At 35.2% G+C, this 21183-nt stretch carries 21 protein-coding genes; 4 read left to right on the top strand and 17 right to left on the bottom strand.

What is annotated here, in order from left to right:
* Nucleotides 1-9 precede the first annotated feature (9 nt).
* Entirely contained in the window at nt 10-963 is a 954-nt protein-coding gene (locus tag AC1DFT_RS00340) for a nucleoside hydrolase (protein ID WP_477916947.1), read from the bottom strand.
* A gap of 300 nt (nt 964-1263) precedes the next feature.
* On the opposite strand from AC1DFT_RS00340, the gene AC1DFT_RS00335 reads away from it, so the two are divergent.
* Nucleotides 1264-2082, top strand: coding sequence for a GNAT family N-acetyltransferase (locus tag AC1DFT_RS00335; protein ID WP_477916579.1), 819 nt, complete (start codon nt 1264-1266; stop codon nt 2080-2082).
* Nucleotides 2083-2159: 77 nt separating this feature from the next.
* On the opposite strand, the gene AC1DFT_RS00330 is transcribed toward AC1DFT_RS00335, so the two are convergent.
* The 6 genes from AC1DFT_RS00330 to AC1DFT_RS00305 form a co-directional block, all read right to left on the bottom strand.
* On the bottom strand, nt 2160-2708 hold the full coding sequence (locus AC1DFT_RS00330) for a GNAT family N-acetyltransferase (protein ID WP_477916577.1): 549 nt from the start codon (nt 2706-2708) through the stop codon (nt 2160-2162).
* A 639-nt stretch (nt 2709-3347) separates the two neighbouring features.
* Nucleotides 3348-4301: a tyrosine-type recombinase/integrase gene (locus AC1DFT_RS00325; protein ID WP_477916575.1), complete on the bottom strand. Its 954-nt coding sequence runs from the start codon at nt 4299-4301 to the stop codon at nt 3348-3350.
* Nucleotides 4302-4510: 209 nt separating this feature from the next.
* Nucleotides 4511-5623, bottom strand: a complete 1113-nt coding sequence (locus AC1DFT_RS00320; protein WP_477916573.1) for a GerAB/ArcD/ProY family transporter — start codon at nt 5621-5623, stop codon at nt 4511-4513.
* Between the two features lie 25 nt (nt 5624-5648).
* A complete protein-coding gene (locus tag AC1DFT_RS00315; RefSeq protein ID WP_477916571.1) occupies nt 5649-5879 on the bottom strand; it encodes a hypothetical protein in 231 nt (76 codons plus the stop codon).
* 1 nt (nt 5880) lies between these two features.
* Nucleotides 5881-7068 carry a Ger(x)C family spore germination protein gene (locus AC1DFT_RS00310; protein ID WP_477916569.1) on the bottom strand — a complete coding sequence of 396 codons (1188 nt, stop codon included), beginning with the start codon at nt 7066-7068 and terminating at the stop codon, nt 5881-5883.
* Between the two features lie 21 nt (nt 7069-7089).
* Nucleotides 7090-8658: a spore germination protein gene (locus AC1DFT_RS00305; protein ID WP_477916567.1), complete on the bottom strand. Its 1569-nt coding sequence runs from the start codon at nt 8656-8658 to the stop codon at nt 7090-7092.
* A gap of 190 nt (nt 8659-8848) precedes the next feature.
* Here AC1DFT_RS00305 and AC1DFT_RS00300 point away from each other — a divergent pair, with 190 nt between their 5' ends.
* A complete protein-coding gene (locus AC1DFT_RS00300; protein ID WP_477916565.1) occupies nt 8849-10312 on the top strand; it encodes a SulP family inorganic anion transporter in 1464 nt (487 codons plus the stop codon).
* Nucleotides 10313-10465: 153 nt separating this feature from the next.
* Here AC1DFT_RS00300 and AC1DFT_RS00295 read toward each other — a convergent pair whose 3' ends face one another.
* The 9 genes from AC1DFT_RS00295 to AC1DFT_RS00255 all read right to left on the bottom strand — a co-directional run bounded on the left by AC1DFT_RS00295 (nt 10466) and on the right by AC1DFT_RS00255 (nt 19194).
* Entirely contained in the window at nt 10466-11278 is an 813-nt protein-coding gene (locus AC1DFT_RS00295) for a YitT family protein (RefSeq protein WP_477916564.1), read from the bottom strand.
* 195 nt (nt 11279-11473) lie between these two features.
* Nucleotides 11474-12274 carry a DUF4097 family beta strand repeat-containing protein gene (locus AC1DFT_RS00290; protein ID WP_477916562.1) on the bottom strand — a complete coding sequence of 267 codons (801 nt, stop codon included), beginning with the start codon at nt 12272-12274 and terminating at the stop codon, nt 11474-11476.
* A gap of 111 nt (nt 12275-12385) precedes the next feature.
* Nucleotides 12386-12970 (bottom strand): lysophospholipid acyltransferase family protein, encoded by a 585-nt coding sequence (locus AC1DFT_RS00285; protein WP_477916560.1) that lies wholly within the window; start codon nt 12968-12970, stop codon nt 12386-12388.
* 117 nt (nt 12971-13087) lie between these two features.
* Nucleotides 13088-13972: an aminoglycoside phosphotransferase family protein gene (locus AC1DFT_RS00280; RefSeq protein WP_477916558.1), complete on the bottom strand. Its 885-nt coding sequence runs from the start codon at nt 13970-13972 to the stop codon at nt 13088-13090.
* A 172-nt stretch (nt 13973-14144) separates the two neighbouring features.
* Entirely contained in the window at nt 14145-15470 is a 1326-nt protein-coding gene (gene glnA, locus AC1DFT_RS00275) for a type I glutamate--ammonia ligase (protein WP_477916557.1), read from the bottom strand.
* A 22-nt stretch (nt 15471-15492) separates the two neighbouring features.
* On the bottom strand, nt 15493-16347 hold the full coding sequence (gene dapF, locus AC1DFT_RS00270; protein ID WP_477916555.1) for a diaminopimelate epimerase: 855 nt from the start codon (nt 16345-16347) through the stop codon (nt 15493-15495).
* A gap of 13 nt (nt 16348-16360) precedes the next feature.
* Nucleotides 16361-17599 (bottom strand): LL-diaminopimelate aminotransferase, encoded by a 1239-nt coding sequence (locus AC1DFT_RS00265; RefSeq protein WP_477916553.1) that lies wholly within the window; start codon nt 17597-17599, stop codon nt 16361-16363.
* A 234-nt stretch (nt 17600-17833) separates the two neighbouring features.
* The gene (locus AC1DFT_RS00260) at nt 17834-18622 is read right to left on the bottom strand and encodes a helix-turn-helix domain-containing protein (RefSeq protein ID WP_477916552.1); all 789 of its coding nucleotides are present in this window, start codon (nt 18620-18622) and stop codon (nt 17834-17836) included.
* 197 nt (nt 18623-18819) lie between these two features.
* On the bottom strand, nt 18820-19194 hold the full coding sequence (locus tag AC1DFT_RS00255; RefSeq protein WP_477916550.1) for a cytochrome-c oxidase: 375 nt from the start codon (nt 19192-19194) through the stop codon (nt 18820-18822).
* A gap of 423 nt (nt 19195-19617) precedes the next feature.
* Between AC1DFT_RS00255 and AC1DFT_RS00250 the strand changes: the two genes are divergently transcribed.
* The gene (locus AC1DFT_RS00250) at nt 19618-19803 is read left to right on the top strand and encodes a DUF3951 domain-containing protein (RefSeq protein ID WP_477916548.1); all 186 of its coding nucleotides are present in this window, start codon (nt 19618-19620) and stop codon (nt 19801-19803) included.
* A 35-nt stretch (nt 19804-19838) separates the two neighbouring features.
* On the opposite strand, the gene AC1DFT_RS00245 is transcribed toward AC1DFT_RS00250, so the two are convergent.
* Nucleotides 19839-20720 carry a GNAT family N-acetyltransferase gene (locus AC1DFT_RS00245; protein ID WP_477916547.1) on the bottom strand — a complete coding sequence of 294 codons (882 nt, stop codon included), beginning with the start codon at nt 20718-20720 and terminating at the stop codon, nt 19839-19841.
* Nucleotides 20721-20823: 103 nt separating this feature from the next.
* Between AC1DFT_RS00245 and AC1DFT_RS00240 the strand changes: the two genes are divergently transcribed.
* Nucleotides 20824-21102 (top strand): DUF2277 domain-containing protein, encoded by a 279-nt coding sequence (locus AC1DFT_RS00240; protein ID WP_477916545.1) that lies wholly within the window; start codon nt 20824-20826, stop codon nt 21100-21102.
* Nucleotides 21103-21183: the final 81 nt, after the last annotated feature.

Below are 21183 nucleotides of genomic sequence, written 5' to 3'. Positions count from 1 at the left end.
ATGAAAGTTTCACTTTTTGTGTTGACCTGTCATAACGGATAAAAAGTCATGAAAGAACATATCGTAATGTAGGTCAAAGGCAATGCGGTGGGTTTTCTTTCTTATCTTTTCCCGTTCATTGGTTTGAAGATTTTCAACGATGCTTTGACCTCTAGCTGGTCCTTTAAGGTTTTGATCTATACTAATAGGATATGACCTAAATAGGAACATTTCGGGATGAATTGTAGCCATCAAGGTAATGACATCATGAACGGGTGCTCCTTGAAGAGATGGGTCCCGCTCCTGATAAAAGCGTGTATAGTACTCCATTAATGACTTAAGGATTTTTGTCTTCCCAAATTGGTCAATATAGTTTACCATATCGGGTGTAACAATCGCTTGTTGTGTCGCGTTCAACGGAATGATTGTTACGTTATTTGCATAAGTTAATACGATATTCACAGCAATAGGATCACCGTGAAAGTTCGCTTCAGACACAGTTGTTACATTTCCTGGAACCCAAAATGCACCACCCATAATATAATACTCCTCTATATTGTTCATCAATTCTTTATACAGTATAAACATTGTTGCAAGAGAAGTAAGACGACCAATATTGACGATCACCAAATCATTTTTATACGTCTCAATTATTTTCACTATTTCTAAAAAGTTTTCAATCTTTAATTCATGATCATCATTTGGAATGATGGGTCCTAGTCCATGTTCTCCATGGATTTCCGGATAAAAGGTTGGCTGTTCTCCCGTTAAGGGAACCTCCGCTCCACGGATTATCGGGATTAATGTAGGGTAGTTAAACAAATTGGTCAAATAACGGATATTGGATACCRCATCCTCTCTTGATACATTGCCGTAATCCGCTACTATCCCTACAATCTCTACATCTTTGCTTAAGCTTGCATATATTAATGCAACTGTATCGTCAATACCAATATCTCCGAATAATAATATCTTCTTTACGATCTAAATCCCTCCCTTCGATTAGTTTCCAGTTTATTTATCAGATGACATCCTACTCAAAATTATTGTAGGTTTATAATATTATCCTATGCTTTTCCAGTTTGTCTTTATTCTACATCTTATTTATTCGCATATAAGTTAACATAATATTATTATATAAACCAACTATATGTGATTATGTAACTGCTTTTCCCAACTTTATAGGGATAATGAAATTTTCCGAAAATACTTGCTTTACCTTTAAGCTAATGTAAAATAATAAAGACTTGCACAATCCATCACTCATAAATAAAGGGGTAAAATATGTTAACTCAAAAGCAATTAGAAGATATTAAACAGCTTCAACAGGAATGCGAAACCCATGACCATATTCAACTAAAATTAAATTGGGAAATACTAAAAAATAGACAATCCAAAACATTAGATTTCTTTCACTATCATAATGACAAGCTAGTAGCTTTTCTAGGATTATATCCTTTTGGTTCAACAGTAGAAGTTTGTGGCATGGTCCACCCAAAAGTACGTCGAAAAGGATATTTTTCGAAATTGTTTCAACAAGGAATGATAACTGCTAAACAAATGAGCTATAAGAAAATCTTGCTAAATGCACCTGCAAGCTCTCAAGAAGCAAAATTATTTTTAACGAAACAAGGGGCTACTTACGGATTTTCAGAACATCAAATGCGGTGGGAAGAAAAGCACTTAGAAGAAGTAAATGGTTTTACATTAAGACTTGCCAATGACGCAGACTTAGATTTGCGTATTCGATTGGATATAGAAGCATTTGGAATAGCTAAGGAAGATGCAGAAGCAATGGAAAGCAGAATAGACGGAGATACAGACAATGCAATGTTTATGATTGATGTGGATGAAGAAACAGTCGGAAAAATTCGAGTGAAAAGAGAAAGTGGAGAAGCCTGGATTTATGGTTTTTCCATCTTGCCAACACATCAAGGGAGAGGTATTGGTAGAAAGGTATTACAAAAAGTAGTTAAAGAGCAATCAGAGGCTGGCCACTCGGTTCATCTAGAGGTTGAAACCAAAAATGAAAATGCCCTTAAACTTTATGAATCAATTGGATTTAAAGGGATTCATGCGCAAGATTACTATATTTATATTTGAATTATTTCTATACCCTGATATCAATGACATAATTTGTACATCAGGGTATAGTTGCTTACAAAAGACAAAACGTTGTTTTATACATTCTCAACCCAATCAGTGCTTAGCATTCCATAAACTACATGGTCGACAAAATGATCATATAACCATTCCGCTTGACGAATACACCCTTCTTCAGTGAATCCAAGTCTCTCTGGAATTGCTCTGCTTTTCTTATTTTCTACAGCAGCACGTATTTCCACTCTGTTTAATTTTAAATCGTTTAATGCATAATTAACAAAAGCTTTAACTGACTTTGTCATTAACCCTAACCCGACATACTCATTACCTAGCCAATATCCAATACTTGTAGATTTGTTATTCCAGTTAATTTGATGAAAACCAATAACACCAGCTAATTGACCATCATACCAAATTCCCGCTTGTACTCCATTGTTTTCACTAAATTGTTTCATAGTCGACTGGATAAAGTTTTGTGTATCAGCAACAGACTTGGTGTAATCGATGAATGGTAGCCATTCTCTTAGGCTGTCTTTCGAGCTGATTGTTAAATCGAACAAAAGTTCGGAGTCCCGTAAATCGAGCATTTTTAAGTATGTTTTTTCGTTCACTTGATATGTAAACAATAAAATCCCTCCATTTAGTTAACATAATATTATTATGTATACATTTTAAATTTAATTAAATAGAATAAGCTTTCTTAAAACTCATTCTATTTAATTACAACATAAAAATAAAAGAACATCAATTCTAGCATTTTTAAGTAAGTTTTTCTGTCTAACCTAACAAATAAAAGAATATTCACCTATTATATCTAGAAACATGTTATAATAATTGTTGACAATGGATACAATTAAAAAGACTGCCGATGTGCTACCATCGAACAGTCTAAAATTTGTAATAAAACAGTATCGCTTCAAAGGCGATCAGCAACTAGAACGAAGAAGTAAACCATCCTATTGCTTGTAGGCTCAGGAGCGGTTTACTTTTTTTCTTTGGAAAAAGTAAGAATGGAAACGATCAAACCTGCGAACGCTGTAGCGAACATTAAGGCTTCGAAAGTCGACATATGCAACACCTCCTCTCTCTATCCAAAAAAGAATAGAAAATCGGAAATGCTAACCGCCCATAAACAAGCTATTCTATCACTCTTTCATTATACCATACATACGTTCTATTTTTATTAAATATCATATATTTCTATCCTTATTTTAACTATTTCATCAAAACTATTAAACGACATTAGTTTACATAATATAATTATACTAATCTAAATGGTTGAATGGATTGTTATCTATTACCGACTGTATTTCTTTATCTTCCACATGCGTGTATATTTGTGTTGTAGAAACGCTTGTATGGCCAAGAATATGCTGCAAACTTCTAATGTCTGCTCCATTTTTATACATGATTGTTGCCGATGTATGTCTCAGCTTATGTGGCGTCAGTTTTTCTTTGTTTAGACCAGAATCTGCATTTATTTGTTTAATAATTTTTGCAACAGTTTGACGGGTTAGTCTCGTCCCCTTTTGCGATAAAAACAGGGCTTCATTGGTACTTGCACTTTGTATGTATTGACGTTCCTTTTGCATATAACCCTGGAGAGATTGGATGCATATGTTGTTTAAGAAAACTGTTCGTTCCTTATCCCCCTTACCTACTACATGTAAAACATTGTCCTGGATAGAGGTTAAATTCAAGCTGCATAACTCTGATACACGAAGCCCTAAGTTTAAAAAGAGCATAACCATCGCATAATTACGATAGTAGTGATTACTTCTTTTAATTCCTCTAATAAAAATTTCTGCATCTTCTTGATTCATATAAATCGGCTTTTTCTTTCCAATTTTAGGTGTTTCCAACTCATCTGCTACATTATCTTCTATTAATTTTCTTTTTCCTTTTAAATATTTGAAGAAAGATTTGATCGTAGCGGCTTTTCGTGCTCTCGTTGCTGCACTATTGCCCCGTTGTACTTGGCAAAATTCCAAAAACAAATATATGTCTTCTAACGAAATTTCACGGATAAAGTCGATCGTTATATCTTTTAAATCTATATCCTCCATTTTAGAAGGATCTATATCATTTTCCATCGCTTTTAAAAAACGAAGAAACAAGACAATATCATATTCATATTCTTTTCTTGTTCTTAAAGATTTCCCTTTGATCGTTGTTAAATATACTAAAAAATCCTTTAATATTTTCGGCAATTGCTCCACCTCTTCTCCTCCTAGTTTATCACAAAATAAGATTCCCAAATATGTATTTGGGAACCTTATTGAAAAATTTAATGATTACCGCTAAAAAAGAGTGAGTATCCACGAATTTTCGTCCAGAATGCAATGCTTCAAATTAGCCTTGAGAGCGTTTTAACTTTTCGATTACGAATAGTTATATGCTAAAAGCTCTCTCCTTGGGAATTTGAAATTTATGAACTTTGGCTACTTTTTTTCAATTGATTTTTACGAAAAGCATACACGATTAATAACAGAAGAGGTATAAATAACCCAACAACTAAAGAGAAAGCTATCCCTGTTGTGGCATCAAAGTTTTCTTGATAAATAATGTTCGGAAAAATAATAACGGAAAATGCGACGACAATTAGTCCCAATGGATAGATTAACKAACGATAATCTTTCAAATTTAATATTTGAGCTATTCCCATAACGGAAGCAAAAAAGTAAAGGACCATTTTAAAGTATAAAGTTAAAATCCAAAGTGCGGCCATAATCCCCTCTATACGATTCACAAAATTCCCCACATTAATTACTTTAGCTAAAGCATAACTTGGATATACTTGTCTAATGGTTGTATGAGAACCTAGCACGAATATACATAAAAACGTGATAATTATAATCACAATTCCGCCAATTATATTTCCTATTAAAAAGTTTTTTTTCGCTTTTTTAGCTTGTGTGACAAAGGCGGGAAATATCATTAACAGAACAAACGAATTAACAGATGACACTACTGTTAGCATTAACGATGATTGGAAAAAAGATTTTGCACTTGCTTGAAAAAATGGTTCAATATTAGCAAAATCGATTTGGGGTAAAATAAAAATAACTAATATAATAAATAAAAAAAAGAAAACAAATATGAAGATTTCTGCAGCACGAGCAAATGTAGGCAACCCAAGACGTATGGCCATTACTAAAATAATCGCCATTAAGCTATGAATCGCTACCATTGGTGTGTTTGGCAACATTTGCGTTTTTAAAAAAGAACCTGAATGAACAATTAAACTGGAGGTATATAGTATATTAAAAACTACAAATAAAATGGAAAAAAATTTTCCAAGCCATTTACCAAAGACTTTCTCATTCAACTGAACATAGGTTAGATTGGGAAATCTAAGACCAATAAAGGTGAATAACCAAATGATCAATACACCAAATACAGTTCCAATGATGGAAGCAATCCAAGCATCTTGATTAGCGTAAGATGCTAGTCCAGATGGAATAATTAAGATGCTTGTACCAATCGTGAAAAAAATAACTAATACTAAAAATTGAAATGGACTTATTTGTTCTTGTTGCATCATTCCCTTCCTTTCTAGTTATACTTTATTGTTTGCTTATTATTTTGGTAAAAGGGCTTAGCACATAACCTAAAAAATCCAATGGATTTGGCACTGCAATGCCAAGTGCTAATAAAATACTTACGACAATACCAAAAACAAGTAAAATGGAAAAAAGCACAAACTCTTTTATTAACTTTTTTTCTATAAGTGAGGGTACTTCTGAAATGACTATAACTGCTCCTATAATTAGAATACCAATCGTTTTTAACATCATTTTAGTCCTTCATATGCTGTAAGAAGGAATTATCGATTGCACCTAAATGCCCTATCTTAACATTCACATCAATTTTGGCTTGTAAGTTAGGGAATTCTTCTTCCCAATTATCTTTTAGTTTTTTCCATTTTTTCGGATCATGTTGATAAATAGTGGCTCCGAACCCGAAAACATCTGAATTAAAATCTTTCTGAACCGTATTGATTGTATGCTGTAAATTTTCTTTTATTTGATTTTCAAATATTTTCTCTAGCTCTTTTAAGGTATTTTCCTTTTTTACATCAATGATACATTCTATCGCACCAACATTTGCATGAACGGCTATTTTTATCTCTATTTCAGGCGATGAATTTACAGTTTTACTTTTAACTTTCGATTGAAAATTTTGAATTTCCAAATTTAATTCCCCTTCTTTTGGGCAAGCAATAGTAGAAACTGCTCGTTTTACATTATTAGTTATTCCATTGTATCCCCTTGAGTCATATTGATCTAACCAACCTATTAGTTTATCTCCTTTGAAAATGGCTAAGCCGTCGTACATGAGTCGTGCCGAAGGAGTTATAGAATCTAGGTTTTGTTTACTTGATCCGCTTTTCTCATCTCCAGTAATAATAATTCCAGTTAATACTGGTTCTATTCCTGGGCGTTCTAAATCGCCAATTAAATCCGTAAATTTTTTCCCAGTTGTAGTGGAATTATTTTTTTCTGCTTTCTGCAATGTGTTAAACATATTGTTGGAAGGTATATTTTCTAAAGGTGTTTGAATATTTAATACATTTTCCGCCGTATTATCTTTTGCTATAACAACAAAGTAATCTGCTCGAATTTCCCAGTTTCTTGACATATAGTCTAATGCTTTCCCAATTCCCTCTTTCGCTAAATCCTCACCAAAAATAAGCACTTGAAGATGACCTGGGTAGATGATCCTTGGTGTCTCTTTTGTAAGTTTCCGTAAAGCCGCATCTATCGTCTTATCAGCCGCTTGAAAAAGGACTATTTGCGAATGCCCAGGCCCTCCTTTCGAAGATAGTTCTGAAGGGACAACTATTTGTGCAGAAACTTTATATCCATCGTCTGATTTATCAATTCCAATGGCCGTCATAATAGCTAATTCATTTAGTTCTCGTTTATCCCAACAACCAGAAAGTAAACAAATAAGGCTTAATAATAGAAGGATTTTTTTTTTCATCGCTTGACCACTACCTTATACTTATTTATCCTTGTCAGACTTTGGATCTTCGTATTGTTGCTTAATTTTATTTTTCGAAAAGAAACTAGGTCGAGTGATCATTTTCCATAACGGTGCACGTATGAAAACATCTTTTAGAGCAGCTACATTAAATGGGGCTAATGGAGCCATATAAGAAACACCAAAGGAACTCAAACTACATAAATGGAGTATCAATGCGATTAATCCTATTGTCATTCCATAAAAACCAAACATAGCGGCTAATGCGATAAAAGCAAAACGTAACATCCTACCGGCAATTGCTATGTCGTAAGTTGGAGCGACAAAACTTGCGATAGCAGTAATGGACACCACAATAACCATTGCTGCTGAAATAATTCCAGCTTCAACTGCCGCAGTTCCAACAACAAAACCACCTACTATAGACATGGCTGCTCCAATAGCTCTGGGCATCCTTAGGCCTGCTTCCCGCAAAATTTCAAATACAATTTCCATGATCATTACTTCTATAAAGGCTGGAAATGGAACACTTTCGCGTTGTGCGGCAAGACTGATGAGTAGTGGAGCCGGCAGCATTTCCTGATGAAAAGTAATGATTGCAACATATATACCAGGAGCTAGTAAAGAAATTCCAAATGAAAAAAAACGGAGCAGACGAAGTAAACTAGCCATTTCATTCCGCTGATAATAATCTTCCGTAGATTGAAAGAATTGAGTAAAAAGTGCTGGTACAATAAGTACGAAAGGTGTGCCGTCTACTAAAATGATAATCTGGCCTTCCAATAGGGATGCAGCAGCACTATCAGGACGCTCTGTATTGGCCACAGTTGGAAAAGGGGAGTACTTAGAATCTTGGATCAATTCCTCAATATATGTGCTTTCTAATATTCCATCAATATCTATGCGATCTAATCTAGATCGTAATTCTTCCACCACAGAGTCATCAGCCACATCTTTGATATACATAATAGCGACATTCGTTTTCGAACGTTTTCCAATCACCTTAGATTCCATCCATAGATTTGGATCTTTAATAATACGTCGAATTAATGCTGTATTTATCCGTAAATTTTCGGAGAAGCCTTCTCGTGGTCCTCTTACGACAGTCTGGGCAGTTGGTTCAGTTACGCCGCGTTCTGCCCAATGCTTATTTCCAATGATGAATCCCTTGGAATAACCGTCTACTAAAAAAATAGCGTCGCCCGATAAAAGCGATGTTAGTAAATCATCGTAATTTGTTACGTCTTTAATTTCTCCCACTGTCATCGCAATGTCTTTTAGTGTATTTATTAGATTAGGGGCAGTAGTGAGACTATCTTCAAGTTCCGTATCTTTGATATCTAACATTAGTGTTTCCAATATGAAGTTTTGTAATGAAGGTGTATCACTTAAGCCATCTGTATAAATGATACCTGCTTTGATCGTTCCTCCCTGACCAATGCGTATTTCTCGAATGACAATATCAGTACTTTTACCAAGCGTATCTTTTATGAACTGTAAATTGTCTGGAAGATTTACCTTAAGCGATTTTTTTTCATTTGATGAAGAAGTATCATTGCTTGCACTGTCTTTACTCGTAATACTCGTCATCCCCCTCTGCACCAAAATATAGCTTGGATAGATCTATATAAGTTTAACCAGTTCCTGTTTTGTTTATTCAAATTATCAAACCTACAATTTTATAGAACTTGAATAAAATAGATTTAGTTTTATGCAATAAAATGATAAACTGAACAGATGCGAAAAAAATGTGTAATTGTATAGAAGAGGTGTAAAATTAATGGTAGAAAGAATAAAAAAAGAATGGTTTTCCAATGTTCGTGCAGATATACTTGCTGGAATGGTCGTTGCACTCGCATTAATACCAGAAGCAATTGCATTTTCGATTATTGCTGGCGTAGATCCAATGGTCGGCTTGTATGCTTCCTTCGTTATTGCCGTCACCATTTCCTTTGTTGGTGGACGCCCTGCGATGATTTCCGCGGCGACTGGTGCGATGGCACTTTTAATGGGTCCACTAGTAAAGGATTATGGACTGGATTATTTATTGGCAGCTACCATTCTTACCGGTATTATTCAAATACTGTTTGGAGTTTTTAAGATAGCGAGATTGATGAAGTTTATACCAAGGGCAGTAATGATTGGGTTTGTTAATGCTTTAGCAATTCTTATTTTCATGGCACAAGTCCCTCATATTTTAGGGGAATCGTTCATGACTTATGTTTTTGTTGCGGTGACACTAGTTATCGTGTATATGCTTCCACGATTTATGAAGTCCATCCCCGCCCCACTTATTGCAATAGTGGCCTTAACAGCAGCGACACTTTATGCAGGTATAGATTTAAAAGTAGTTGGAGATTTAGGCACGATTACAAGGTCATTACCAGAATTCTTCCTTCCTAATATCCCCTTTAATTTGGATACTTTAATGATCATTTTCCCGTACTCTATTGCCTTAGCGATCGTAGGCTTGTTGGAATCCTTATTAACTGCTTCCATCGTGGATGACATGACTAGAACGGGAAGTAATAAAAACAAAGAAGCGAAGGGGCAAGGAATTGCCAATGTGATTAATGGATTCTTTGGTGGAATGGCAGGCTGTGCCATGATTGGACAATCTGTTATTAATGTGAAATCAGGCGGTAGAGGAAGACTTTCTACTTTTGTTGCAGGGGTCTTTTTAATGTTTTTAATCATTGTACTCGGTGATTTAGTTGTGCAAATTCCAATGCCTGTACTTGTAGGTATTATGATTATGGTATGTATCGGCACTTTCGACTGGAGTTCGTTTACTTATATTCGAAAAGCTCCTCGAACGGATGCAATCGTTATGGTTGTTACCGTAGTGATTGTTGTGGCTACCAATGACTTGTCCAAGGGGGTCATTGCCGGAGTGATTTTAAGTGCTGTTTTCTTTGTTGCAAAAATTGCCAAGATCCATGTTACGAAAAGTACGAAAGCGGATGACTTACATTTTGAAATCGAAGGGCAATTATTTTTCGCTTCTGTTCAAGATTTTGAACATGCATTTGATTTTCAGGTAGCACACAAAAATATTGTCATTAATTTTGAAAATGCGCATATTTGGGATGATTCGGCTGTCGGGGCAATTGATAAAATTGTGACAAAATATCAGGAACAGAATAAAAAAGTCACGCTATATGGATTGAATTCGAAGAGTGAAAAACTTGTAAAAAAATTAACGATCTACCATCAACTAAATATAAGATCTGAGATGCAGTAAGAACAAAAGCGCAAGCGCCTGTCTCTGCCCCGAGGGGCAAGGCGCGGGAGTCTGGACGGAGAAGCTGCTAAAGCAAGTTATCCACTCGTCAAAGTTTTTATAGTTTACTAAGTAACAAGAAAAAGCTGATGCCCTATTATTTGGGCATCAGCTTTATTTTTCGTTTCTTGCAAAACTACCTACGACTTCAACCGTTTCAAATATATTGATAAATGCTCTTTCATCATGTTTATGGACAATTTGTTTAATCTGCATCGTTTCATATCGTGTAACGACCATCATTAAAATTTGTTTTTTTTCTTGTGTAAACCCACCATACCCATCAGTTATCGTAATACCACGATAAATCGATTGCATTAAATCTTGTCGTATAAGTTCCCCTTGAGTCGTCACAATTTGCATCGTCAGTTTTTCGTGATTCGTATAAATCGTATCGACCATTTTCCCGGATAAATAAATTGCTAGTAATGTGTATAATGCAATCTCCCAATTAAAGACAGCCCCAGAAATAAGCACAATAATTCCATTCATACCTGTTAAAAGTAAGCCGACACTAATATTGCTTGATCTGGAAACAATAATGGCTATTATATCTAACCCACCAGAAGTTCCGGAGTATTTCAAAATAAGTCCAACCCCAAGCCCACTGATAATCCCTCCAAAAATAGAAGAAAGAAGTATATTATCAGTAATTGATTCCGCTGGTATAAAGTATAAGAAAAGCGAGAGTGAAATAACGCAAATAAGCGTATTGATCGTAATCTTTTTTCCTAATTTAAAATAGCCTAGTATAAGTAAGGGTAAGTTTAATACAAAGTTTAATAGACCAGTATCAAAAGGTGTGATAATTCCAAGTAAAATGGCAATTCCACTTATCCCGCTACTTAGTATACCGTGAGGAACTAAAAAACAATTGAAGCCAAAAGCAATGATTAACGATCCTACAATGATGATTATATTTTTCATAAAATGTATATCCTTTCTGACAAATTCATAAAAAAACTCGTCCCGCAATTAGGACGAGTGTATTCTTGTATTATTAATTTGTTAATATTTGCTTTTTCTTATAACACATATAAGAATTAATTTATCAGAATTAGCTTAGCTAGTCAATTTAAAAGAAAACCGATTGAGTAATTCCCTCCATCGGTTTTAAAAGACTTATCTTTTTTTTACTGTTATTTTTCCATTATCGCTTTCTAGATTGATTTTGTTAACACCATCACCAAAAACCGTTTGTTTATTTTCTACTCCAAAGATGTCTATTTTCCCATTGTCTACACGTACACTGATTGTTGCATTCGTCGGTTCTTTATCGGTCTGGATTTCGATTAATCCATTATCTGTTCTTAAATCAATTGCTCGGTTTATATCAGACGTAGTTAAGATAATTCGACCATTATCCGTTTCTGCCTCTATACTGCCATTTACTTCTTGCATAAGGATTTTCCCATTATCTGATTTAAGGCGAACATTTTGTGCATCGATATTTTCTAAGTCTATTACGCCATTGTCTGTTTCTAAATCAATAGCTTGAACATCGATGTCATGCACGTTAATTTTCCCATTGTCGAGTTCCATTTTCAGTTCATTGTATTCTTTTTCAGGAACATGTATCGTTAATTTAATAGAATGAGCTCCAAATCCGAAATGGAAAAAGTTCCATCTTTTTTCGTTTAGTTCGACGAAAAGAGTATCCCCTTTTACTTCTGCATGGAAACGATAATTAAACTTTTTCTTGATTTTCCCTGAATACTCCACTTTCGTATTCAAGTCCTTTGTCGGCATAATTTCGACAGAAGCATTACCAGATTCCACATGTATATTTGTAAAATTATTGTCCTTTATTACTATTTCATCTGATTTATCTACTAATGTGTCCTTTATATTGAGGATGATACTGATAGCTGCTCCGGCTAGTAAAACGAATAAACAAATGATTGCTACTTTTTTTAGACCCATTTTTTACCTCCATTTTTTTCTTACTTGTTACATCTTATTATATAGTACTGAGAACATATGCAAATGGTCTGGAGCAGTGATTCCTTCTAAGCCTTAAGGCGTATAAAAAATCTAGGAGTAGCTTATTTGTTTTTCTAGTAAGTTGGTTTGTTCATTTAAGTGCTCGGTATAAGATGCTAATTCATCTTTGCTTGTTGTTTTTATGTATATTGGTTCGCCAAATATGATTGTAGCTTTTTTCATCTCTCTTAGCTCTTTTAAATTTCTTGGACCGACATATAGGGCTGGAACGATAGGTGCTTTCGATAAATTCCCAATGGTTACAGCTCCCCTTTTTAACGGGGCATCCTCCGTCGTTCTAGTTCCACTAGGAAATATGCCAACTACTTCTCCGGATCGTAAAAGTTTCACTGGTTGCTTTATACTACTAGGAGATGGATTTTCTCTGTCGACTGGAAATGCATTGATATTTCGTAAGAACCACCCAACCACTTTGTTTTCAAATAGCTCTTTCTTTGCCATAAAATGAATCGGCTTTGGCACACACATTCCTAGTATGACTATTTCTAACCATCCTCTATGTGTACAAGTGACGATATACCCTTCGTTTTTTGGCAATAAATGCTCGTTTTTCATTTCTACTTTTCCAAATAATCGTACAACCAGTTTTGCTATTGATAATGTAAAATTGTACATAGTTAACACCTTCTAGTATCTAGTTTTAGAATCTAGTACCAATTATAGTATCTTGGTTTTAAAAATACTAGACCTAGTATAAATGTAATACAGACTTTCATCTATTAGTCTATCCATTTAACTTTCATACCATTTTGGAATAAGTAATCGAAATTCGTCAAACTGGTCTATTGTAAAACGAGTATACTTTTGAAACTTCTCCTTCTGATCAATGCCACCCTCATGACCCCAAACTTCTGCAAATACAAGATGCATTGCTGCGTACAGTCGATGCATCTCCCAAAACGAATTTGGTATGGGCTTMTCATCATGATACCCATCGACGACACCGCGCGCATAAGCTCGGCTAACTTGGACATTAAAATATTCCATCTTGTAAAATTCATTGATTGGATCTGCATATCTTATTTTTTGCATATCGATTAAACCTGTGAAACGATCTTCATAGATCAATATATTACCTGGATGAAAATCAAAATGCTGAATACAACTTGGCCGATTTTTCAATAAGTGCAAATTATCTTGTATAAATGGTAAAATGCTTTCATAATTCGGATGTCTATTAACAATTTCTTTAAAACGAGCCGCTTGATTGTCAAACCTACCTCTCCAAGTCTCTTCCCAACTTGGATAATTGTTCGTTGCTTTTATACTATGCATATTCTTCAGCGCATTACCTACTTGAAGTCCAATTTCATATTGAACTTCCGGGCTTTTTATTGGTAAAGCATCATCCCCATTTTCACCAATCATATAATCGAGAATCATATAAGCTCTATTTTTATATACTCCTACATCATGCACATATGGAATCCGAGCATCCAGAGCATGTACTTCATTTGTAAGTTTCGCCTGCTCTACTAATTTACTAATATCAGATGTCGTAGAAATACGTAGTAAGTATATTTGGTCGACGCACCATTTTTCATCGTTTGAAAAGCCTTCTTCGATTAATTGAAAAGAAGTGCATTTATGTAGAAAAGGTATTTTAAGCTTGTCCACTTTATTCCTCCTCCAGTTGGAAATTTTTGAGCAACGAATTTTACTTTACAGTATTTTCAGATATTTAGCAACCTATTTTTTCAGAGAAAAAAGCCGCTCTGCTATTCCACAATGGAACAACAGATCGGCTTTTTCACTGGAGTCAACGCCCCAATTATCGATAACGTTAATATTAATACTGTGTCATATATTGGTCGCGTTCCCACGGATGGACTTGCGTACGGAACATATCCCATTCGATTTCTTTCGCCTCGACAAAATGTGTTAATAAATGATCACCTAATGCCGACGTAATAACTGGATCCGCCTTTAAATATTCGAGAGCTTGTGACAAATTAGATGGTAAATCAACAATTCCACATTCTTCCCGCTGAGCTTTTGACATCGCATAAATATTTCGATCGATCGGCTCTGGGGCTACTATTTTATTTTTTATTCCATCTAAACCAGCAGCCAATAAAACAGCCATTGCTAAATATGGATTTGCTGCTGGATCTACGCTACGAACTTCTACACGTGTACTTAAACCTCGGGAAGCAGGAATGCGAATTAAGGGACTTCTATTTCTTGCTGACCAAGCAACATAGCATGGCGCTTCATAACCAGGCACCAATCTTTTATAAGAATTGACAGTTGGATTAGTAACCGCAGTGAAATTTCGGGCATGTTTTAATATTCCGGCTAAAAAATTTCTAGCTATATCACTAATCTCTAATGATTTTGTTGGATCATAGAATACATTTTCTTTTCCTTGAAACAAACTTAAATTTGCATGCATACCCGATCCATTTACACCAAATAATGGTTTAGGCATAAATGTTGCGTGTAATCCATGTTTACGTGCGATGGTTTTTACAACGAGTTTAAATGTTTGAATATCATCGCAAGCTTTTAATGCATCTTGATATTTAAAGTCAATTTCGTGTTGACCAGGCGCTACTTCATGATGGGAAGCTTCGACTTCAAATCCCATTTCTTCTAGTTCTAAAACAATATCACGTCTGCAATTTTCTCCTAAATCGGTTGGGGCAAGATCGAAATATCCAGCATGATCATTCAGTTCCAGTGTCGGTTCGCCTTTTTCATCCAGTTTAAATAAGAAAAATTCCGGTTCCGGTCCAACATTGAAATTAGTAAAACCCATTTCTTCCATTTCTTTTAATAATCTTCTAAGGTTATTGCGAGGATCTCCCTCGAATGGGGTTCCGTCTGGATGATGGATATCGCAAATCAACCTGGCTACTTTTCCCTTTTCGGCTGTCCATGGGAAAATAACGAATGTATCCAGGTCAGGATATAAATACATATCAGACTCTTCAATACGAACAAAGCCTTCAATAGATGAACCGTCAAACATCATTTTGTTATCCAGTGCTTTGGACAACTGACTAACTGGAATTTCCACATTTTTAATCGTTCCAAATATATCAGTAAATTGTAGGCGAATATATCGAACATTATGTTCTTTTACCATTTCTACTATCGTTTCTCTATTCATTTCATCATCCTCCTGGATTGTTTTATTGATTTAAATTCCACTCACCTTGACATATATAAGCTGCTTCTCCCCTTTTCCATACATGCCCATGTTCATCCCATCTAATTGTTAAAATTCCACCTGGAAGATGGACCGTTACTGGCTCATATTTATCAAGAAATTCATTTAATGTAGCGGCGACTACTGCTGCACAAGCCCCTGTTCCACATGCCATCGTAATACCTGAGCCTCGCTCCCATACTCGGTAATCCAGCTCTTGTCGATTTTTAACATGAACAATTCCAATGTTAACTCGCTCTGGAAATAGGCTAGAGTGTTCAATAATCGGACCGATTTTTTCTAATGGGAATGCATTTACATCATCGACAAAGATGATTGCATGGGGATTCCCCATTGATACACAAGTAAGATGATACGAAGCCTCTCCAAATGAATACGGTTCGTTAATGGTCGCATTGAATGGATCGCCTATCATCGGAATCATTCCCTTTAACAGTTTCGGCTGCCCCATGTCAACCGTGATATATTTCACCGGTTGTTTATGTAGTGGCTCCACTTCCACAGTCACAACACCGCCTAATGTTTCAATCGTAAAGCGTGGTGTTGTTGCATATTTATGGTCAAAAAGAAACTTAGATACACAGCGCAATCCATTTCCACAGTTCTGTGCCTCTGAACCATCTTCATTAAAAATTCTCATTTGAAAGTCAGCTATTTTTGAGGAGCAGATCAGAATTATCCCGTCAGATCCAATTCCGAAGTTCACATCTGAGATGTCTTTAGCAAGTTGGTGAAAGTCTTGGTTTCTCATATCATCTTCTAATTGATTAAAAATCACATAGGCGTTTCCCAATCCATGCATTTTAGTAAACACCACTTTTCTTCCCTCCTTAATAATTGAAATTAGACTTGCAAAGTCTTGCTTTAATTTCTTCAACTACTTGTTTTTCCTCTTCGATACCATCTGCTTGAAATGTGACGGAAAAGCGGACATATGGTCCGGCATCATCCCATGGAACAGTGGAGATTAAATGCTCCTTAATTAAATACTGGCTAAATTCCTCTGCGGACTGAAACTTCGGACCATTTACTACTGATCTCGGAATCTTCGTATATAAGAAAAATGATCCTTTTGGTTTTACTACATCAAATCCACAATCACGTAATATTTCCCCGAGAAGATCGTGACGACGTGAATATTTAGCCGCTATCTCCTTTGTCAGTTCTGAATGTACTAGTGCATGCGCAGCTGCTTTTTGAATCGGGATAAATTGACCTGAGTCATAGTTATCCTTCACAGTTGCAAAAGCGGAAACTAGCTTAGCGTTACCTGCAATAAAGCCAATCCGCCAACCTGTCATATTGAAGGATTTGGATAAAGAATGTAGCTCGACCCCAACATCTTTGGCACCTGGAATCGATAAAAAACTTAAGGGACGTTCTTGATCGAAAACTAGGGCAGCATAAGCAGCATCATGGATAACGATCAATTCATTATCTTTCGCAAATCGAACAACCTCTTCAAAAAAACCTCGATTCGCTACAGCACCCGTTGGATTATTTGGGTAATTTAAGTAAAGCAACTTTGCTCTTTCTAACACACTATCACTCAATGAATCTAGATCTGGTAAAAATGAGTTTTCTGCAAGTAATGGCAGGTGAACAACCTCTCCTCCTAAGTACTCCGTATGGGTTCCTAGAATCGGATAGTTTGGAGTCGGCATAATCGTAATATCACCTGGGTTTATAAATGCAGTCGGAAGCATGGCTAGTGCGGATTTGGAACCAATCGCGTGATTGATCTCTGTTTCTGGATCAAGGTCATCGATAGAAAATACTTCTTTCATATATGTTGCTGYTGCCATCTTAAATTCATGGATCCCATTATCTGCATAAAAGCGATTTTCTCGTTTACGAGCTTCGGTCTCTAGCTTTTTTACAATTGATTGATCTGCCATGGAATCAGGTTCTCCAACACCTAGATCAATCAATTGCATAGTAGGATTTGCTAATATTGCTTCTCTTTTTGCTCTTTTTATTTTTTCGAATTTGTAAATTTCTTTTTTTATGCCAAATTGTGATCCACCAATTCGATCTGCAAATAGCTTTTGTAAATAATCATTTACCATTACTGTTCCTCCAAAAACTAAAGTCATTTTACTCATAAAATTTTGTATTAAATTAGATTTTTTCTTGTTCTTGTTTTTTATAATAGCATTCTGAAAATCAAATTTATTTAGACCAATTAAATAAATATTTGCACTTTTATGTAGGTTCAAAAAAAGCTGATTTAAGGCACAAAAAGGAGTACTTAAAAAGCAATCCGCTTTTAAGTACTCCTGAAATATAAATATGGGGGTTAATTATCGAACTTCTGATGGATTTTTCCCAGTATATTTTTTAAATTGCCTGCTAAAAAAGTGAAGATCATTATAACCAAGCGCATAGGCCGTCTCGGTTACTGTCATACCTGTGAAATGCAATAAATGCTCTGCCCTTTGTATCCTCGTATGTAAGATATAAGATTTAACTGTCTGCCCGATAGTCTGTTTAAATTTCTCAGCGAAATATCGTTGGGATAAATTTGCACGTGTTGCTAAGCTTTCAATTGTATGGGGTTCTCCAGGATGTTGCTGAATAAAATTGGCTATTTCTCGAATTGTTTCATATAAACGATTACTCATATTATTTATTTGTTCTTCTTTTTCTAGTTCTTCTCTTAATAAGTGAATCATCAATTGCTTCAATATTAGCTTTGCCTCTATTTCTGCACCAAATGTTTTTACTAAAAACAAACGAACGTATTGGGTTAATAAAGATTCGAAGATAATTGTATTTTCTATAACCCTATGAGCTGGTGGAACCAGTTGAGGTGTTTCAGATATATCAAAATGAATATAAGTTAAAATAAGAGGGTTTTGAGGATTATGTGTTGCAGTTATTAAATCACCAGGTTTGAAAAGAAAACAGTGACCTTTTTCTACATTATATGACTTTCCATTTAAAACTACCGTTCCTTCACCGTTCCATATGTAGAACAAATCATAATTCGGCATCGGTTTCTCGCGCTTTCTCCATTTCCAGCTCGGTTCACAATGAATAGTTGCAAATGCTGGTTTCAATATAAAATGATCTGGGTTTATATCTAGCATCTAAATCCCCCTTTACTCATTTATTTTATACTAAATTTACAAGTTTCTGCAAATGATAGATAGAGAGAATTTTATGATAATACAAAAAAGCTCTCTTGCATCTAATACAATGAGAGCTCCCATTCAATTTATTATTAACTCAACTTTGGTAGAGAGTTAAGTTAATAAAACAACAGTTCTGCTTTTATTCTCCTGCACTAATTTGAAGATCGGACATTGAGGAAAACATTGATAGCGAACATAATGACACTAAACACAACAAGCACTCCACCGATTGCAGTAAATACAGTCGCCACTTCTGCCCCATTCAATATGAGTACCGTCAAGGCAATCATCATTAAGGGAAGTCCGATATTCGCACTCCAAAAATGTAATTTCGCATACATGTTATTACTGGAGCTAGGAAATAAATGATAGATAATCCCTGCAGAAACAAATGAAGCCCAGCCCAATAAATTGATATGCACATGCACCCCTTTTAATGCATAATCGTGCGCCATTGACATGTACAGACCTAATAGAACCCCAATGACAAAATAAAGGACCGAAATCTTGATAAAGCGGATAGCCATGCCTACCTTTCCCCTTTCTCATAATAGAATAATTAGTTCTATATATTCTATTTGCGAAAGTAAAGTAGTATGCTTGTTTTGTAAAATAATGGAGTTGTCCAACCAGAAATGATAGACTTTCAGGGCGAAGTGGGTCAAACAAAGTCGAAATAAATCCAGTAAATGGCTTAGGGCAACAAACCAATCATTGAAAGCAATCAATTCTATTCCGAAAGCAACCAAATTAGGATAAGAGCAACCAATTTGAGAATGAAGGCAACTAATTCCCAAAATAACAAGTTTACTTGTAGTGAAACACAAATAATTGTTGCGCATTTCTTCTCAAAATGTAACAAATAATTATAATTTCTAACGTCTTCTGACTTTATTAAAGGTAAATCACTTACTCGCATAGAATATATACAAAAAGGAGTGCCGAATATTATGAATTATATGAGTATAGTTTTTGCAAGCATTTATTTGTTTCTTTTCTTATTTGTGTGCTATAAAATGTTTAAAAGAAAACGTGTCCCATCTAACCGATACACACCTTTCGACGATTTGATGACCGGGACTAAAACGGATATCAAACAAGAAAAAAGTATTCAAGATACAAAACACGAAACATAATATGAGGAAAAAACACCTAATATAACTTAATTATTTTATTTAACACAATGATAATAAACAAGCTCACTCACTTCATTAAAACCTGCAGCCTTATATAAATGGATGGCTTTTTCATTCTCTTTTGCAACACTGAGTGAAATTTCTTCGATTTGATCGAAAGAAAAAAGTGAGGACAAAGCGGCTCGGATTAGTTTTGTACCAATCCCTTGTTTTCGATAGTCAGCTGATACAGCAATATATTCAATCTTTCCTTCTTGATGCTCCGGACTTGCTTCAACATAAGCATATCCTTTAATCCTTCCATCAAAATCAGTCATTACTAATAATTGATTATGATCACTTAATCGATTAAGTATTTCCGACGCACTATAGTAAGTATCTGGAAAAATAGTTGCATGAAGGCTAATAAATGAATCTTTGTATGAAAGATTAAATGTTTCTATCTGCGCTAAATCAACTTTACCTAAATCCTTACGGAAAGCTTTCAGTAATAGATGATTTCCTTTGTTGACTGCTTTTTTACTTATAGCAAACTGTTGTGCGAATTTATTCTCTATATTCACGAAAAAAGAATGTTCGTTCACTACGTTATTAGACATTTCATTCGCTTTTTCCCATAAGGCTTCTGCAATACCTAGATTCAACATTTCCTTTTTAATATAAGGTCCCCATACTTCTGCACTTTTACTTTCCTTGTCCAGATCAAATCCTAGTGCACCAACTATTTCTTTATTTTCATACGCAACCGCAAAACATTGGGAGATATCTCCATCAGAAAAACTGTGGACTAGCGTATGCGCTATCTCCTCCTTGGTATTACCACAGTATCCGATATGACTTTCCGGATTTGTGTTCATTTCCTCTAAAAAAAGTGACAGCTTTTCTATGTCTGTAGGCGGACTTATGACAAGATTCATTCATTATCATCCTCATTCCTATATTTATCGAAAGACTTTAACCAATCTATTTATCCGAATATGGTACAATCAAGAAAATCACACCATAGTAGAGGAGAACAATATGTGCAGAAATATAAAAACACTATTTAACTTTGAGCCAACCGCAACAGATGATGAGATTTATGCAGCTTCCCTTCAATATGTTCGTAAAGTTTCCGGATTTAATAAGCCTTCAAAAGTAAATGAAGAAATTTTTCATAAAGCTGTCGAGGAAGTGTCTGTGATTACTAGAAATTTGCTAAACTCACTAGAGACTAATGCAGAACCTCGCGATCGAGAAGTTGAAGCGGAACAGGCTCGAGCAAGAAATGCAAAGAGATTTGGAACCGGGCAAGTTTGATGAATTAAGTAGGAATCAGATAGAGCTACTCGAAAGGGAGCAGCTCTATAATAGTTAAAAAGCACAATATTATCTATTAAA

The organism is Psychrobacillus sp. 05T411 (genome assembly GCF_056396485.1).
Note: the sequence above shows the minus strand (reverse complement) of the source record. Positions and strands in the feature narration are given on the sequence as shown.